The organism is Mycobacterium sp. NGS35 (assembly GCF_059812855.1).
Genome location: NZ_JCALDL010000001.1, coordinates 948960 through 965094 on the forward strand (window position 1 = coordinate 948960; position 16135 = coordinate 965094).

Genomic DNA, 16135 nt, shown 5'->3' on the forward strand with positions numbered 1-16135 from the left:
TTTCGGTGCGCTAACCGACGCGCAGCGAAGGTTTGCGCACCGAAATCGCGGGGTCAGACGAGCGGGCGCCCAGTACGCATCCGCCAGTCCAAGTCACGCAGCAGCACGTTGAACGGGAACTCCTGGACGAACTTGGGCGCCATGTTGTTGGCGACGCGGATCGCCGCCATCAGCCGGTCGAACCTGCGCTGCCGACGCTCGTCCCACGGCAGCCGCATTTCGTCCCGAAACCGTTGCGGCAGAAAGCCAGTCGTGATCAACAACCCGACGCTGTCCAGCGGTTCTTGCAGCCGGCGCGGCAAGGAAATGGGCGGCCGGCCCGCCGCGATCGGATACAGGAACTTGCGGACGGTGTCGTCGATGTGCACCTTTTCGAGCGACTCGCGCCAGTACTCGTCGAAAGCGGCGCGGTCCTTCGGCCACATCTCCGGCGGCACCTGCAGCGTGGTGCCGAACGCCATCGCGTCGCGGTAGTGCGCGTCGGCGGTTTCCTCGTCCATCTCGCCGACGAACAACCGCTCCACGTCGACCACGCCCTTGTACATGCAGGCGGCCACCCACAGCTGCAACTCGGGGTCGAAAGCGTGGTAGCGCACGGGGCTTTCGGCCGTCGAATACACCTGTGCGTGTGCCCGGTTGACAGCGCGGCGGTACGCCGCCTTCTGTTCCTCGGTGCCCGCGACCGCAACCGCGATGTAGGTGAACGTGGTCCGCGCTCGTTTGATGGGATGGCGGTCGATGCGCCCGCTTTCCACGCGGCTCTCCACCACGCCGTAGCCGACGCCCGGGCGGGACAGCTGCATGATCACGTTCGCAGGACCGGCCAGTAGGCCCACGCCCATCATTCCGGCGTCGGTACGCCTATTGATGCGACGTGCTCGCCGCACCGGGGCGGATACCGGCTGCTCGACGTAACTGTGTGGCTCGGCGACCGTCATGGGCACCCCTATCGAGAAATCTGCGAACGCGCGTTTCCTGAAGTTTCCCAGCGCGCGCCAAGGGTGTCAAGATGGTGCGATGGCGCCGACGAGCACTCGGCCGTATCGCGGCGTGCAACCTGACGACCGCCGCGCCGAGCGGCGAGCCAGGCTTCTCGACGCCGGGCTGACCATCCTCGGGTCGCAGGCCGGCCCGGATGCGTTGACGGTACGCGGCCTTTGCCGGCAGGCCAACGTCTCCGCCCGCTACTTCTACGAAAGCTTCTCCGACAGAGACGAGTTCGTGGCCGCCGTGTACGACTGGGTGATCACCGAACTCGTCAGCACCATCCGGGCCGCGGTGACAGCCGCACCGCAGAACGAACAGGCCCGCGCAGCGATGGCCAATCTCGTGTCGTACATCGACGAAGACCCGCGCGTGGGCCGGCTGGTGTTCAGCACCGAACTGGCCGATCCGGTGGTGGTGCGCAAGCGCGAGGAGTCCACTGCACTGATGGCGATGCTGCTGGGCCAGCATGTCGGCGAGACCCTGCGACTGCCTGAGGACGACAACCTGCGGGCGGCATCGCAATTCGCGGTCGGCGGCGTGCGGCAGGCGCTCAGTTCATGGCTGGGGGGTCAGGTCAGGTCGACGCCGGCCGCGCTGGTCGAGCAGCTGGCCTGGTGTATCGACCGACTGAACCCGCGGCGCGACTAGGCTTGTGCGGGCACTCGCCGGTCGGCGGCCGTCTTGGGTTGGGTGACGATCTCAGATTCGCTGAATTCCTTTGTCCAGCAAGCGAATTCGAGTGTGATGCCGTCGGGGTCGTGGAAGTAGAACGACCTGACGTAGACGCCGGGATGCAACTGCGCGGCGACCTGGTTCTCGCTCTCGTCGTGGTTGAGCACCGGCCCGACACGCACGCCCTTGTCCTTGAGCTTCTGACGGTATTCGTCGAACTTTTCGGCGGGCACGTGAAACGACAGGTGGTTCATGGAACTGACCGCACTGACGATGTCGCCGATCCCCGGAAGGTTCCTGGGCGCGGAGATACCCGGCACCGCGTCCGGCGCGTCGCGGAACCAGAAGAACGCGACACAGTCACCGTTGCCCGCGTCGAAGAAGAAGTGCTGACCGACTCCACCGGGCAGGTCGAGCGCCTTGATCAGCGGCATGCCCAGCACATTGCGGTAGAAGTCGACGGTGCGTGCCATGTCCGAGCACACCAGCGCGACGTGATTGATGCCGCTCAACGCGAACTCGGTGTTGGTGTTCTGCGGCTTGATCATGACGTCCCCTCCGGACCTTCTCAACAGCCAAACATGAATCTAACATCAGATTCAGATTTAGCTCAATGGTTGGGAGTGACGTTGGCGCAACCGAACCAGCCCTCGAGGCAGCCACTGCCCACGGCGCGCGGTCGCCGGACCCAGGCCGCGATCGACGCGGCCGCCCGTGACGTGATTGCGCGCAAGGGAATTCTGGCGACGACGATCTCCGACATCGCTGCGCAAGCACGGCGCTCCACCGCGTCGTTCTACAACTATTACGAATCCAAGGAGGCCATGGTCCGCGAGTGGGCGGTGCGATTCCGCGACGAAGCCGGTGAACGCGCGGAAGCCGTGACGCGCCACGGTCTGTCGAATCGCGAACGCGCACGTGAGGCCGCGGCTGCGCACTGGCACACCTACCGCCACCGGCTGGCCGAGATGATCAGCGTGTCGCAGCTGGCCATGGTCAACGACGACTTCGCCGCGTACTGGGCCGACATCTGCGCAATCCCGATCTCGTTCATCACACGCATGGTCGAACGCGCTCAGGCGGAGGGCTATTGCCCCGACGACGATCCGCACTTGATCGCCGTCGCGATCGTCTCGATGTTCAACCAGTTCTGCTACGTGCAGCTCTCCGGTCGCCACCCCGACGAGGTCGACGACGACGCGTGCATCACCACGCTCGCGAACATCTTCTACCGTGCGATCTATTGCAAGGAGGCGGCCTGACATGTCGCCGACACCGGGGGTGATCCGCGAGTTCGTGGGCCTGACGTCGCCGACCGCACGGCGAGCCGGCGCCGGCGGGCACCCGTGCCAAGGCTTGTATCACCGTGGCGTGGGCCGCAAACCGAAGGTGGCGATGATCGCCACGCATTACCAGATCGACTTCTCCGAGCACTACCTTGCCGACTACATGGCCACGCGCGGCGTCGGCTTCCTCGGCTGGAACACCCGATTTCGCGGCTTCGAAAGCAGCTTCCTGCTCGACCACGCCCTGGTGGACACCGGGGTCGGCGTGCGTTGGTTGCGCGACGTCCAGGGTGTCGAAACCGTGATACTGCTTGGCAATTCGGGCGGTGGCTCTTTGATGGCGGCATACCAGTCGCAGGCCACCGAACCGAACGTGGCGCCGGTGGCCGGAATGCGGCCCGCAGCCGGGGTGAACGAGCTGCCAGCCGCCGACGGGTACGTCGCCAGCGCCGCGCATCCCGGCCGCCCCGATGTGCTGACCGCATGGATGGACGGCTCGGTAGTCGACGAAAACGATGCTGTGGCAACAAATTCCAGTCTCGACATCTTCGACGAACGTAACGGCCCGCCGTTCTCACCCGAGTTCGTCGAGCGTTACCGTGCCGCGCAGCAAGCACGCAATCACGCGATCACCGACTGGGTCGAAGCCGAATTCGAACGGGTTCGCGCGGCGGGGTTTTCGGACCGGCCGTTCACCGTGATGCGCACCTGGGCGGATCCGCGGATGGTGGACCCCACACTGGAGCCCACCAAGCGGCCACCGAACATGTGCTATGCCGGGGTGCCTGCGAAGGCCAACCGTTCAGCGCACGGCATCGCCGCTGCCTGCACTCTGCGCAACTGGCTGGGCATGTGGAGCCTGCGCCACGCACAGACGCGAGCCGAGCCGCATCTGGCCCGCATGACCTGCCCGGCCCTGGTGATCAACGCAGAGCAGGACACCGGGGTGTTCCCGTCCGACGCGCAGCGCATCTACAACGCTCTGGGCAGCAGCGACAAAACGTCGGTCTCCATCGACAGCGACCACTACTTCACCACGCCCGGGGCGCGCAGCGAGCAGGCGGATACCATCGCCAAGTGGATCGCCAAACGGTGGCGGTAAGAGTCCTGGCCCACTTCACCCCCGGGCCCAAGGTGCTGAACTTCCTTCAACACCAAGCGGATTGGCTCGACGTCCGCTATTGCGCCGAGGACGACGACGCCACCTTCTATCGCGAGCTGCCCCAGGCAGAGGTGATCTGGCATGTGCTGCGGCCGCTGTCCGGATCTGATCTCGCGAAGGGCAAGCGGTTGCGGCTGGTCCACAAGCTGGGCGCAGGCGTGAACACCATCGACGTGGCCGCGGCGAGCTCGCTGGGCATCGCGGTCGCCAACATGCCCGGCGCCAACGCGCCGTCGGTCGCCGAAGGCGCAGTGCTGCTGATGCTCGCGACCCTGCGCCGGCTGGTCGAATTGGACCGGGTGACCCGAGCCGGCGCGGGCTGGCCGACGGACCCGTCCCTGGGAGAAACCGTCCGCGACATCGGCAGTTGCACGGTCGGGCTCGTCGGCTACGGAAACATTGCGCGCCGCGTGGAGGCGATCGTCGCCGCGATGGGAGCCACGGTGCTGCACACCAGCACCGGCGACGACGGCATAGCCAGCTGGCGCCCGCTGCCAGCGCTGCTGGCCGACAGCGACATCGTGTCGCTGCACCTGCCGCTCACCGACGCGAGCGCTGGACTGCTCGGCAGCGGCGCGCTCGGGGCGATGAGGAACGACGCGGTGCTGGTGAACACCTCGCGGGGGCCGATCGTCGACGAAGCCGCGTTGGTCGAGGCGCTGACTACCGGCCGGCTCGCCGGCGCAGGCCTGGACGTGTTCGCCGTCGAACCCGTCGCCGCCGACAACCCGCTGCTGCGCCTCGACAACGTGGTGCTGACGCCGCACGTCACCTGGTACACCGCCGACACGATGCGGCGCTACCTCGTCGAGGGCGTCGAGAATTGCGCGCGGCTGCGGGACGGGCGCCCGCTGAACAACGTCGTCAACGAGTAATCTCAGACCCAACCCACCGGTTATTCGATGGAAGGCGCACCCCATGCCTCTGGCAATCACGACCGAACACAAGGACCTCGCCGAATCCGTGCGCGCGCTGGTCGAACGGGTGGCGCCGTCGGAGGTGCTGCACGAGGCGCTGGAAACACCGATCCCCAACCCGCCGCCGTACTGGAAGGCCGCAGCCGACCAGGGCCTGCACAGCGTGCATCTCGACGAGTCCGTGGGTGGGCAGGGCTTCGGCATCCTGGAGCTCGCGATTGTGATCGCAGAATTCGGTCGCGGCGCTGTGCCAGGGCCGTTCGTGCCGTCGGTGATCGCCAGCGCGCTGATCGCCGCGCACGACCCGCACGCGAAGGTGCTCGGCGACCTGGCGTCCGGCGCGGCGATCGCGGCCTACGCACTGGAGTCGTCGCTGACCGCGACCCGACAGGGCGACTCGTTGGTGGTTCGCGGTGAGGCCCGCTCGGTGCCGTCGGCCGCGCAGGCCTCGCTGCTGGTGCTGCCGGTTGCCGGCCTCGACCCGGAGACCAGCGGCACCGAATGGGTGGTGATCGATGCGGACGCGCTGGAGATCGAACCGGTGCAAAGCGTCGACCCGCTTCGGCCGGTGGCGCACGTACGGGCCAACGCCGTCGAAGTGCCCGCCGACCGCGTCCTCAGCAATCTCAACGTGGCCAGCGCACGCACGCTGGTGACCACGCTGCTGTCGGCCGAGGCCGTCGGCGTGGCACGCTGGGCCACCGACACCGCGGCGGCATACGCGAAGATCCGCGAGCAGTTCGGCCGGCCCATCGGGCAGTTCCAAGGCGTCAAGCACAAATGCGCGGAAATGGCCGCCGACACCGAGCGGGCCGTCGCGGCGGTGTGGGACGCCGCCCGGGCGATCGACGAGGGCATCGAAAACCCGGAGGCCGCGGCGGAATTCGCGGCCGCCGTGGCCGCGACCCTGGCACCGTCGGCCGCGCAGCGCTGCGCCCAGGACTGCATCCAGGTGCACGGCGGCATCGGATTCACCTGGGAGCACGACACCAACGTGTACTACCGGCGGGCGCTCGGCATCATCGCCGCGTTCGGCCGAATCTCGGACTACCCGCAGCTGGTTGTCGACACCGCGACCAGCACCGGGATGCGCAAACTCAACATCGACCTCGACCCGGAGACCGAGAAGCTCCGCGACGAGATCCGCGCGGAAGTGGCTGCGCTCAAAGCACTTCCGCGGGAGCAGCGCACCGCCGCAATTGCCGAAGGCGGCTGGGTGTCACCCCACTTGCCCAAGCCGTGGGGCCGCTCGGCGGGGCCCGTCGAGCAGATCATCATCCAGCAGGAGTTCGAGGCCGGTCGGGTCAAGCGGCCGAACCTCGGCATCGCGGCGTGGCTGGTGCCGTCGATCGTCGCGTTCGGCACCGAAGAGCAGAAGCAGCGCTTCCTGCCGCCGACGTTCCGCGGCGAATTGATCTGGTGCCAACTGTTTTCCGAGCCGGGAGCCGGTTCGGACCTGGCGAGCCTGACGACGAAGGCCACCAAAGTCGACGGCGGCTGGCGCATCACCGGCCAGAAGATCTGGACGACGGCCGCGCAGTACTCGCAGTGGGGTGCGCTGCTGGCCCGCACCGACCCCAGCGCGCCCAAGCACAACGGGATCACGTACTTCCTGCTCGACATGTCCAGCGACGGCGTGGAAGTCAAGCCGCTGCGTGAGCTGACCGGCAACGCGATGTTCAACACGGTGTTCATCGACGACGTGTTCGTCCCCGACGACCTGGTGCTGGGCGAGGTGAACCGCGGCTGGGAAGTCAGCCGCAATACCCTTACGGCAGAACGGGTTTCGATCGGAAGCAGCGAGGCGCCGTTCTTGGCCAACCTCAATGGCCTGGTGGAGTTCTTGCGCGACGGCCATTTCGACCAGGTGGCACAGAACCGGGCGGGCCGGCTGATCGCTGAGGGCCATGCGGCCAAAGTGCTGAATCTGCGCTCCACGCTGTTGACGATCGCCGGATTCGACCCGATGCCCGCGGCCGCGGTGTCCAAGCTGCTGTCGATGCGCACCACTCAGGGCTACGCCGAATTCGGGGTGTCGTCGTTCGGCACCGACGGCGCGATCGGCGACCCCGACACGTTGCAGGGCAAGTGGGTGCAGTACCTGCTGGCCAGCCGTGCCACCACGATTTACGGCGGTACCTCGGAGGTGCAGCTGAACATCATCGCCGAGCGGCTGCTGGGCCTGCCCCGCGACCCCTAACCCCTTGCGATTTCGGTGCGTTTACGTGCGCTGAGCGCCGGTAAACGCACCGAAATCACAGCTTGCGGAGTTCGCGTTTGAGGATCTTGCCCGTCGGGTTGCGCGGCAACTCGTCGAGGAACACCACCTCGCGCGGCACCTTGTAGCGAGCCAGATGCTCGCGCACGTATTTCTTGATCGCGTCCTCGTCGATGCTCGAACCCTTCCGCTTCACGACGAAAGCCCGCAAGCGCGCGCCCCACTCCGGGTCCTCGACGCCCAGCGCGGTCGCCTCGACGACGTCCGGGTGGCCGCTGATTAGATCTTCGACCTCAGCCGGGAACACGTTTTCGCCGCCGGAGACGATCATCTCGTCGTCGCGTCCGGTCACATACAGCAGCCCGTTGTCGTCGAAGTAGCCGACGTCGCCCGATGACAGCAGCCCGTCGATGATCTGCTTTCCCCCGCCGCCGGTGTATCCCTCGAACGGCATGAAGTTGCCGACGAAGATGCGGCCCACTTGTCCTTGCGGCACTTCATTGCCCTGGTCGTCGAGAATCTTGACCTTCGCGCCCTTGACCACGGGCCCCACCGTCGCCGGGTTGATGTCGAGGTCTTGCGGCCGCGCGATCGTGGCGAACGCGACCTCGGTGGACCCGTAGAGGTTGTAGATCACCGGTCCCAGCCGCTTGGTGGCGCGCGTGGCCAGCTCGGCGCCCAGCTGCGAACCGGAGACGAACACGATGCGCAGCGACGACAAGTCGTAGCTGCGCTCGGCGCTGTCGAGCGCGTCGAGTATGCGCGACAGCATCACGGGCACCACGACAAGTGCTGTGGCACGGTACTTTTCGATGTCCTCGATCACCGTGAGCGGGCGGAACTTGCGGCGCAGCACCAGCGTGGAGCCAAGTGTCATCGCGATCGTCGCATGCAGATAGCCGAGCGCGTGGAACATCGGTGACGGCAGCGCCGTCACCTCACCCGCCTTGAACGGCACATGCGAGAGGATCCCGCCGATCGGCGCCAAGGTGGGCGGGGTGTGCCGCGTGGCGCCTTTCGGCGTGCCGGTGGTGCCGCTGGTCAAGATCACCAGCGACGCGGTTTTCGACGGTTTCGGAGCGGGTGCTGTGTTCCCGCCCGCGACCACATCGGCCAAGGCCTTGTCCGTGCTGCCGGACGGCTCGTCCCGATCGGGGTTGTGCCCGAGCGCCCGCAGCTTGCCGAGTTCGAAGTTCGCCTCCGACACGGCCTGCGTGTATTCGTCGTCGTAGATGAGCAGTCGGGCGCCCTCACGGTCGGCGACCTCGGCGATCTGGCGGCCGGAGAAATCGGTGTTGAGCAGGATCGTGCGCGCGCCCACCCGCGCGCAGGCGTAGTTCGCGACCAGAAACCAGCGGTGGTTGCGGGCGAGAATCGCCACCCCGTTGCCGCCCTGAACACCCATCGCGACCATCTCGTTGGCCACCGCGTTGACGGCGTCGTCGAGCTCCTTGAACGTCATGGTGCCCTCGTCGTCGATCACTGCGACGCGGTGCGGCGCGCGGCGGGCATTGACCGACGGGATCATCCCGATCTCACCCCACCGCGCGATGTCGGCGGCCATCGCGGCAACCATTTGCGGCGACTCGAGCTTCAGCGCGCCGGCCTCGAACATTTTTCGGACGTAATGCAATTCGGCCGCGCCACGCTCGGCGTACTGCTTGGCCTTCGCGGCCGCTTGCGTCGCCAGTTCGACGGGGTTGAGAGAAACCATGCGCATACCCTATGTGACCGGCATCTCACGGCGGGATCGAACTTACGATGGCGGTATGGCCGGCCCGATGACGTTGGAGGTGGCCGGCCGCCGAGTCGACATCACGCATCCGGACAAGGTCGTCTTCCCGCCCACCGACGGCCATCCGGCCCGCACCAAGCTCGACCTCATCAGCTATTACCTGTCCGTGGCCGACGGCGCCCTGCGCGGCGTCGCCGACCGGCCGATGATTCTCAAGCGCTTCGTCAAGGGGCTCACCGAAGAGGCGATCTTCCAGAAGAGGGCTCCGCAGAATCGGCCGGATTGGGTCGACGTCGCGGAGCTCAAGTACGCCTCGGGCACGTCGGCCAAAGAAGCGGTGATCCACGACGCCGCCGGCCTGGCATGGGCGGTCAACCTGAGCTGCGTGGACCTCAACCCGCATCCGGTGCGCTCCGGTGACCTCGAGCACCCCGACGAGTTGCGCATCGACCTGGACCCTGTGCCGGGCGTGACGTGGCAGCAGATCGTCGACGTTGCGCTCGTGGTCCGCGAGGTGCTGGCCGACCACGGCCTGACAGGCTGGCCGAAGACGTCCGGCTCACGCGGATTCCACGTCTACGCCCGGATCGCGCCGCACTGGCCGTACCGGCAGGTGCGCCTTGCCGCCGAAGCCGTCGCCCGCGAAGTCGAGCGGCGGGCACCGGATTTGGCCACCAGCCGGTGGTGGAAAGAGGAACGCCAAGGCGTGTTCGTCGACTTCAACCAGAACGCCAAAGACCGCACGACCGCCTCGGCGTACTCGGTGCGCGCCACGCCCGACGCAAGGGTGTCGACGCCGCTGTACTGGGACGAGGTGCCCACGTTCCGCCCTGAGGCGTTCACGATGGACACGGTTCCGGCGCGGTTCGCCGACATCGGCGATCCGTGGGCCGAAATGGACGCCACCACAGGCTCTTTGGAGGGGCTACTGGAGTTGGGGCAGAGGCTGGGTCCCGCGGAGAAGCCACCGAAGACCACGGGCGGCTCCGGTCGCCGCCGCTCGACGATGCCGCTGATCGAGGTGGCGCGGACGAAGACCAAGGACGAGGCGTTGGCCGCACTGGAGACCTGGCGGTCCCGGCATCCCGAGGCGGCCGCGCGACTGCAGCCGCCCGACGTGCTCGTCGACGGCATGCGCGGACCCAGCTCGATCTGGTACCGCGTCAGGATCAACCTGCAGCATGTGCCGCCAGCGCAGCGGCCGCCGCAAGAAGAGCTGTTGGCCGACTACAACCCATGGGAGGGCTACTCGGGGCCGCAGTGGCTGCGCGGATGACGTTGGGACCGAACCCATTTCGCCTGTCCACTCGGGGCGCGGACGGAAATACGATCGCAGTCGCAGTCGTTTTTTGTGGCAGAAAAAGACATCCGACGAGTTCGGCAAAGGAGGTGAACACCATGCTCTGGTTCGATCCGTTCTTCCGCGATATCGACCGCTTGACGCAGCAGGTGTGGGGTTCGCTGGGCGCTCCGGGCCGACCGGCGGTGCTGCCCATGGACGCATGGGGTGAGGACGGCAAGTTCGTCGTCGAACTCGACCTGCCGGGTATCGACGCCCAATCGGTCGACGTGACCGTCGACAACAACGTGCTCACCGTCCGTGCCGAGCGGCCCCAGAACACCGACGGCCGGAACTGGTTGGTCGCCGAACGCCCGCATGGCGTGTTCAGCAGGCAGATCTACCTTGGCAACAACCTCGACGCAGACCATGTCGCCGCTGAGTACACCGATGGGGTGCTGCGGCTGACCATCCCGGTGGCCGAGCAAGCCAAGCCGCGCAAGATCTCCATCGAGGCCGGCGAGAAGAAGGCCATCAACGCCTGACGATGGCCCGAACTCGATCACACAGTCCGCGCCGCAGCCGTGACCGCGCCCGTATGGGACCGTCACTCACGCTGCGGCGCCCTTGTGCGCAGACCCAGCGCATGCTCCTCCGAGCGCCTGGCAGGATCGACACGTGAACCGGCGACACGATCGGGGACGCGACAGGCTGCTGGCCATCGTGACCTCCCACCGAGCACTGACCGGTGAGGTCGTCAAGGCGGCGCGCCTGATGGCCGCCCAGGACCGGGGCGAGTTCGCTGCGCATCTCGATCGGCATCGCGCTGAATTGAACGTCATAGCAGGCGAATTCGGGATCTGGGCGGGAAGCTTCGGCGAGTGGGCCAAGATCGACGTCGCCCCCGCGATCTTTGCGCCGGCCACCGAACCGTCGGCGCCGATGCCCGACGCACAATTCGAGGCCGAACTGAGGCTGGCACGCGAAGCCCTGAAGTCTCGCCGCCGCGACGTGCTGGCCACCCTGGCTGACGCCCGCGACGAGCTGCGGTCCGCGGGACTGCCGGTGGACCAGCTCACCGCGTACCGCCGGGTGATCAGGGTATGGGCCGGCGAGGCCGTCGACCTCGTGACCGAAGTGCACCGATTGGCGGTCGCCGACCGATACCTGCACCGGCTGGAACTGCTGTCCGCGCAGAGCGACACCGACGCCGAGCTGCACCACGCGGGCAGCGCATTGCTACGGCAATGGATGCACGAACTCGAAGAGCCCGACCGCGAGGGCGAACTGGCATTCGCCGAAGTCTGCGGTTACGGGGCTCTGGTACAGCTGTACCGGTCGACGTCGTGAGCCGCTGTTTTCACAGCTGACGCATAGCCATCCCCCACGCTGCACCCACCGTCGGCACTGACGATGAGAGCCATGACGGACACCGTGATGGATCTCTTGCCGATGCCCGCCGATCCGGTGGATCAGAGTCGTCGGGTCTTCGCGTCGCGGCCCGACGCCGTGCAACTCGCTCGCGCGGCCGGCACTCCCGTGCTCGATGTGGTGGTGCCGGTGTTCAACGAACAGGCGGCGCTGGCCGGCTCGATCCGCCGGCTGCACCGATACCTGCACGAGCACTTCCGCATCCCCGTGCGCATCACGATCGCCGACAACGCCAGCGTCGACGCGACGCCGCGGATCGCAGCCCAGCTGGCCGCCGAACTCGACGACGTGCGCGTGGTCCGGCTCGAGCAGAAGGGGCGTGGCCGGGCGCTGCACCATGTGTGGTCTACGTCCGACGCGCCGGTGCTGGCCTACATGGACGTCGACCTGTCCACCGACCTGACCGCGTTGGCGCCGCTTGTCGCGCCGCTGATTTCGGGTCACTCCGATGTCGCGATCGGCACACGGCTGAGCCGCGGCTCGCGTGTGGTCCGCGGCGCCAAGCGGGAGGTGATCTCCCGCTGCTACAACCTCATCCTCAAATCGACTCTGGCGGCGAAGTTTTCGGACGCCCAGTGCGGGTTCAAGGCGATTCGCGCCGACGTGGCGCGTGAGCTGCTGCCCCATGTGGTCGACACCGGCTGGTTCTTCGACACCGAGCTGCTGGTGCTCGCCGAACGCGCCGGGCTGCGGATCCACGAGGTTCCTGTGGACTGGGTCGACGACCCCGACAGCCGCGTGGACATCCTGGCCACCGCCGCGGCGGACCTCAAAGGTGTCGCTCGGCTGGCGAAAGGCTTTGCCACCGGGGCGATCCCGATCGCCGAGATCGCTGCGCAGCTGGGTTCGGCACACTCGGCGCCACCGGAATCGCTACTGCGACAGGCAGTCAGGTTCTGCGCGGTCGGCGTGGCCAGCACCATCGCGTATGTGGTGCTGTTCACCGCGCTGCACGCCGCGATGGGCGCGCAGGCTGCGAACCTGATCGCGCTGCTCGTGACGGCCGTGGCCAACACGGCAGCCAACCGGCGGTTCACCTTCGGGGTCCGCGGGCGCGGCAATGCCGGTCGCCACCACGTCGAGGGGCTGATCGTGTTCGGCATCGCGCTGGCGATCACCAGCGGCGCGCTCGCCGCGCTGCAGGCTGCGGGCGACCCCTCCCGCAATGTCGAGTTGGCCGCCGTGGTCGTCGCGAACCTCGTGGCCACCGTCGTGCGGTTCGTGCTGTTGCGCGGCTGGGTGTTTCATCCGCGCCGCCGATCACCGTCCGCCGCCACCCAGGAGCGATCTGCATGACCGCCACCGCGCTGACCCCCGACCGAACCCTCGACACCCCTCCTGCGGTCGACGCCGCGCCGGCGAATCCGCGCTGGGCGACGCCGGCGCTGGCGGCGCTGCTCGTCGCGACTGGCGGGTTCTGGTGCATCGGCCTGGGCCGCATGGGCTGGGCGAACGCGTTCTACGCGGCCGCGGTGCAAGCGGGCACCAAGAGCTGGAAGGCGTTCCTGTTCGGGTCGTCTGACGCCGGCAACTCGATCACCGTCGACAAGCCGCCGGCATCGCTGTGGCCCATGGAGATCAGCGGCCGCATCTTCGGACTCAACAGCTGGTCGATGCTGCTGCCGGAAGTGCTCTTGGGAGTGGCGTCGGTCGCGTTGCTGTATGCGATCGTCAAACGGAATTTCGGTCCGGCGGCCGGCCTGATCGCCGGGGCCGCGCTGGCGCTCACACCTGTCGCGACGCTGATGTTCCGCTACAACAACCCCGACGCGCTGCTGGTCTTCCTGACGATCGCGTCGGCGTGGGCGCTGATGCGCGCGGTATCCGACGGCCGCACCCGTTGGCTGGTGCTGTGCGGTGCTCTCGTCGGTCTGGGCTTTTTGACCAAGCAGCTGCAAGTGATGTTGGTGGTGCCCGCCTTCGCGCTCGCCTATCTGGTGGCCGGGCCGCCCCGGCTGCGGGTGCGGCTGCTGCAACTGGGCGCCGGGCTGCTCGCGATGGTCGTCAGCGCCGGGTGGTGGGTGCTGCTGGTGTCGATGACGCCGGCCTCGGATCGCCCGTACATCGGAGGTTCGACCGACAACAGCTTCCTGAACCTGACGCTGGGCTACAACGGCCTGTCCCGGCTGCTGGGCCGCGGACACGGCATGCCCGGCGCTGCACCGCCCGGCGGTCCCGGCGGTCCACCGTCGGGCCATGGCGCCTTCGGTTCGTCGGCCGGACTGACCCGTCTCTTCAGCGGCGCGGCCGGCGGTCAGATCTCCTGGCTGCTGCCGGCGGCGCTGATCTTCGTGGCCGCGGGACTCGTGCTGTGCGGGCGCGCTTCTCGTACCGACCAACGCCGCGCGCAGTACCTGATGTGGGGCGCTTGGCTGGTGGGCGCAGGCGCGGTGTTGAGCTTCATGTCCGGGATGTTCCACGACTACTACACCGTCGAGCTGGCACCGGCGATTGCCGCGCTGGTGGGAATCGGACTGATCGACCTGTGGGCGCATCGCGAAAATCGTTGGTCTGCTTGGGTTCTCGCCGGTACAGCGGCGCTGACCGCCGTGTGGTCGTGGGTCTTGCTGTCCCGATCGCCCGCTTTCGTGCCCCCGTTGCGGTGGGCCGTGCTGGCAGCCGGTGCCTCCGCCTCGATTGTGTTGGCCCTCAGTGTGATTCGCGGGCGCGGCCGGTCATCTGGCCGAATAGCGCGGTGGGCGGCGGCGGTCGCGGCGGTCGCGGCGGTGGCGGGCCCGCTCGCCTATTGCGTTCAGACGGTCAGTTCGTCGCACAGCGGTGGCGTCGTGACGGCTGGTCCGTCGGTGCAGGGATCGCGCGGCTTCGGCGGCCCCGGCCCAGCCGGGATGCGCGGACCAGAAGGCCGCCCCGGCGGACGGGGTGAACAAGTCAGTGCTGCGGTGGTGGCGCTGCTGTCTCGCGACACCGGGTACCGATGGGTGGCGGCGACCGACGGCGCCAACTCGGCAGCCGGTTATCAGCTCGCCACCCGCGAACCGGTGATGCCGATCGGCGGCTTCATGGGCCGGGACCCGTCGCCCACGCTGGCCCAGTTCCAGCAGTACGTCGCCGCCCGGCAGATCCACTACTACCTCGAGGGCCGCATGCCCGGACCGGGGGAAGGCGACGGACCGCAACGACGCGACGGCGAAACGGAAGCCGACAAGATCGGGGCGTGGGTGAAGCAGCACTTCACCGCGGTCACCACCGACGGCGTCACCTATTACGACCTGACGGCTCCGGCGAAGTAGCCCGGCCCGCCAGTCTGGCAACTCGCTGGCAACTTGTGGCACAGCGGTTGAGAACGGCGCGGGTCGGGCATGCCGAAGGCACGGCCCGGTATGGCCGCGGCCACAACCGAAGCAGGACCGAGGAGCGCCAGGGTGACGTCGTTGCCGTCGCTTGCACTGCTGGCGATCTTCGTGGCGTGCGCCGCCGTCATCTGGTTCGCGGGAATCAAGCTGTCGGACATGACCGACGTGCTGTCGCAGCGATGGCATCTCGGATCGGCAATGGGCGGAGTGATTCTGCTGGCCATCGCGACCAACCTGCCCGAGATCGCGATCACCGCGAGCGCGTCGCTCGCCCACCAGCTCGACGTCGCGGTGGGAAACATCTTGGGCGGCATCGCACTTCAGACCGTGGTTCTGGTAGCCCTGGATGCCGCGGGGGTGCGGCCGCGGAAGCCGCTGACGTACTTGGCGGCGTCGCTGACCTTGGTCTTGGAAGGCGCGCTGGTGGTGGCGATGCTGGTGGTCGTGGTGATGTCGACGCAGTTGCCGCGCACGCTGATGGTGTGGCGGCTGACGCCCGGCGGGGTGCTGATTCTCGTTCTGTGGGTGGTGGGTCTGGTGCTGGTGCGCCGCGCCGACCAGGGGCTGCCATGGCACCAGAGCGGCCACGCCCCGGGCAGCCAGGACGATCCGCGCGGACATTCGGTGGCCACCAAGGAGGATCAAGCCACCCGGCAGGGGGTGAGCACTCGTCGCGCGGTGGTGGTATTCACCGCTTCCGCGGTCGCAACGCTGGTGGCCGGTGTGCTGATCGAACGCAGCGGTGAAGAGGTGTTCGGCCGCTGGGGCATGTCGGGCGTCGTGTTCGGCGCGACCGTCCTCGCCGCTGCCACGGCGTTGCCCGAACTGTCCACCGGTCTGGCCTCCACCCGTCTCGGTGACTACAAGCTGGCGGTCAGCGACATCTTCGGCGGCAACGCCTTTCTGCCGGTGCTGTTCCTGTTGGCGTCGTTGTTGTCCGGCTCGGCCGTCTTGCCGCTGGCACATCACAGCGACATCTATCTCACCGCGCTGGCCGGTCTTCTCACCGTTGTGTACATGTGCGGCTTGGTTTTTCGCCCGCAGCGGCAGTGGCTGCGGATGGGCGTGGACTCGATCGCCGTGCTGGTGCTCTACGTCGTCGGGATCGCCGGGCTGGCGTTCATCACGAACTGA

The 16135-nt window shown here is 67.6% G+C and carries 14 protein-coding genes; 11 read left to right on the top strand and 3 right to left on the bottom strand.

What is annotated here, in order from left to right; all coding sequences use genetic code 11:
* Nucleotides 1-53 precede the first annotated feature (53 nt).
* Nucleotides 54-938: an oxygenase MpaB family protein gene (locus AC5Y4C_RS04660; RefSeq protein WP_499905162.1), complete on the bottom strand. Its 885-nt coding sequence runs from the start codon at nucleotides 936-938 to the stop codon at nucleotides 54-56.
* Between the two features lie 79 nt (nucleotides 939-1017).
* Between AC5Y4C_RS04660 and AC5Y4C_RS04665 the strand changes: the two genes are divergently transcribed.
* Nucleotides 1018-1635 carry a TetR/AcrR family transcriptional regulator gene (locus tag AC5Y4C_RS04665; protein ID WP_499905157.1) on the top strand — a complete coding sequence of 206 codons (618 nt, stop codon included), beginning with the start codon at nucleotides 1018-1020 and terminating at the stop codon, nucleotides 1633-1635.
* On the opposite strand, the gene AC5Y4C_RS04670 is transcribed toward AC5Y4C_RS04665, so the two are convergent.
* Nucleotides 1632-2207 carry a VOC family protein gene (locus tag AC5Y4C_RS04670; RefSeq protein WP_499961896.1) on the bottom strand — a complete coding sequence of 192 codons (576 nt, stop codon included), beginning with the start codon at nucleotides 2205-2207 and terminating at the stop codon, nucleotides 1632-1634. The genes AC5Y4C_RS04665 and AC5Y4C_RS04670 overlap by 4 nt on opposite strands.
* A gap of 75 nt (nucleotides 2208-2282) precedes the next feature.
* Between AC5Y4C_RS04670 and AC5Y4C_RS04675 the strand changes: the two genes are divergently transcribed.
* Genes AC5Y4C_RS04675 through AC5Y4C_RS04690 form a run of 4 tightly spaced genes read left to right on the top strand, consistent with a single transcriptional unit; the run spans nucleotide 2283 to nucleotide 7224 of the window.
* Nucleotides 2283-2921 (top strand): TetR/AcrR family transcriptional regulator, encoded by a 639-nt coding sequence (locus tag AC5Y4C_RS04675; protein ID WP_499961894.1) that lies wholly within the window; start codon nucleotides 2283-2285, stop codon nucleotides 2919-2921.
* A gap of 1 nt (nucleotide 2922) precedes the next feature.
* Nucleotides 2923-4047 carry an alpha/beta hydrolase gene (locus tag AC5Y4C_RS04680; protein WP_499961893.1) on the top strand — a complete coding sequence of 375 codons (1125 nt, stop codon included), beginning with the start codon at nucleotides 2923-2925 and terminating at the stop codon, nucleotides 4045-4047.
* Entirely contained in the window at nucleotides 4023-4982 is a 960-nt protein-coding gene (locus AC5Y4C_RS04685; protein WP_499961891.1) for a 2-hydroxyacid dehydrogenase, read from the top strand. Before AC5Y4C_RS04680 ends, AC5Y4C_RS04685 begins: the two co-directional genes overlap by 25 nt.
* A gap of 43 nt (nucleotides 4983-5025) precedes the next feature.
* A complete protein-coding gene (locus AC5Y4C_RS04690) occupies nucleotides 5026-7224 on the top strand; it encodes an acyl-CoA dehydrogenase family protein (protein WP_499905135.1) in 2199 nt (732 codons plus the stop codon).
* Between the two features lie 55 nt (nucleotides 7225-7279).
* Here AC5Y4C_RS04690 and fadD2 read toward each other — a convergent pair whose 3' ends face one another.
* Nucleotides 7280-8956, bottom strand: a complete 1677-nt coding sequence (gene fadD2, locus AC5Y4C_RS04695) for a long-chain-fatty-acid--CoA ligase FadD2 (RefSeq protein WP_499905131.1) — start codon at nucleotides 8954-8956, stop codon at nucleotides 7280-7282.
* 55 nt (nucleotides 8957-9011) lie between these two features.
* Here fadD2 and AC5Y4C_RS04700 point away from each other — a divergent pair, with 55 nt between their 5' ends.
* The 6 genes from AC5Y4C_RS04700 to AC5Y4C_RS04725 all read left to right on the top strand — a co-directional run bounded on the left by AC5Y4C_RS04700 (nucleotide 9012) and on the right by AC5Y4C_RS04725 (nucleotide 16135).
* Complete coding sequence (locus tag AC5Y4C_RS04700; protein ID WP_499961889.1) at nucleotides 9012-10253, top strand: DNA polymerase domain-containing protein; 1242 nt, start codon at nucleotides 9012-9014, stop codon at nucleotides 10251-10253.
* A 113-nt stretch (nucleotides 10254-10366) separates the two neighbouring features.
* Nucleotides 10367-10801, top strand: coding sequence for an Hsp20/alpha crystallin family protein (locus tag AC5Y4C_RS04705; RefSeq protein WP_499905123.1), 435 nt, complete (start codon nucleotides 10367-10369; stop codon nucleotides 10799-10801).
* A 133-nt stretch (nucleotides 10802-10934) separates the two neighbouring features.
* Nucleotides 10935-11606 carry a hypothetical protein gene (locus AC5Y4C_RS04710; protein ID WP_499905120.1) on the top strand — a complete coding sequence of 224 codons (672 nt, stop codon included), beginning with the start codon at nucleotides 10935-10937 and terminating at the stop codon, nucleotides 11604-11606.
* A gap of 87 nt (nucleotides 11607-11693) precedes the next feature.
* Nucleotides 11694-12983 carry a bifunctional glycosyltransferase family 2/GtrA family protein gene (locus AC5Y4C_RS04715; RefSeq protein WP_499962056.1) on the top strand — a complete coding sequence of 430 codons (1290 nt, stop codon included), beginning with the start codon at nucleotides 11694-11696 and terminating at the stop codon, nucleotides 12981-12983.
* Nucleotides 12980-14938 (top strand): ArnT family glycosyltransferase, encoded by a 1959-nt coding sequence (locus AC5Y4C_RS04720; protein ID WP_499961888.1) that lies wholly within the window; start codon nucleotides 12980-12982, stop codon nucleotides 14936-14938. Before AC5Y4C_RS04715 ends, AC5Y4C_RS04720 begins: the two co-directional genes overlap by 4 nt.
* A 132-nt stretch (nucleotides 14939-15070) precedes the next feature.
* Nucleotides 15071-16135 carry a sodium:calcium antiporter gene (locus AC5Y4C_RS04725; RefSeq protein ID WP_499961887.1) on the top strand — a complete coding sequence of 355 codons (1065 nt, stop codon included), beginning with the start codon at nucleotides 15071-15073 and terminating at the stop codon, nucleotides 16133-16135.

Coding starts and splice junctions, on each gene's coding strand:
- AC5Y4C_RS04660 (WP_499905162.1), bottom strand. CDS start 938: ATGACGGTCGCCGAGCCACACAGTTACGTCGAGCAGCCGGTATCCGCC.
- AC5Y4C_RS04665 (WP_499905157.1), top strand. CDS start 1,018: ATGGCGCCGACGAGCACTCGGCCGTATCGCGGCGTGCAACCTGACGAC.
- AC5Y4C_RS04670 (WP_499961896.1), bottom strand. CDS start 2,207: ATGATCAAGCCGCAGAACACCAACACCGAGTTCGCGTTGAGCGGCATC.
- AC5Y4C_RS04680 (WP_499961893.1), top strand. CDS start 2,923: ATGTCGCCGACACCGGGGGTGATCCGCGAGTTCGTGGGCCTGACGTCG.
- AC5Y4C_RS04690 (WP_499905135.1), top strand. CDS start 5,026: ATGCCTCTGGCAATCACGACCGAACACAAGGACCTCGCCGAATCCGTG.
- fadD2 (WP_499905131.1), bottom strand. CDS start 8,956: ATGGTTTCTCTCAACCCCGTCGAACTGGCGACGCAAGCGGCCGCGAAG.
- AC5Y4C_RS04700 (WP_499961889.1), top strand. CDS start 9,012: ATGGCCGGCCCGATGACGTTGGAGGTGGCCGGCCGCCGAGTCGACATC.
- AC5Y4C_RS04715 (WP_499962056.1), top strand. CDS start 11,694: ATGGATCTCTTGCCGATGCCCGCCGATCCGGTGGATCAGAGTCGTCGG.
- AC5Y4C_RS04720 (WP_499961888.1), top strand. CDS start 12,980: ATGACCGCCACCGCGCTGACCCCCGACCGAACCCTCGACACCCCTCCT.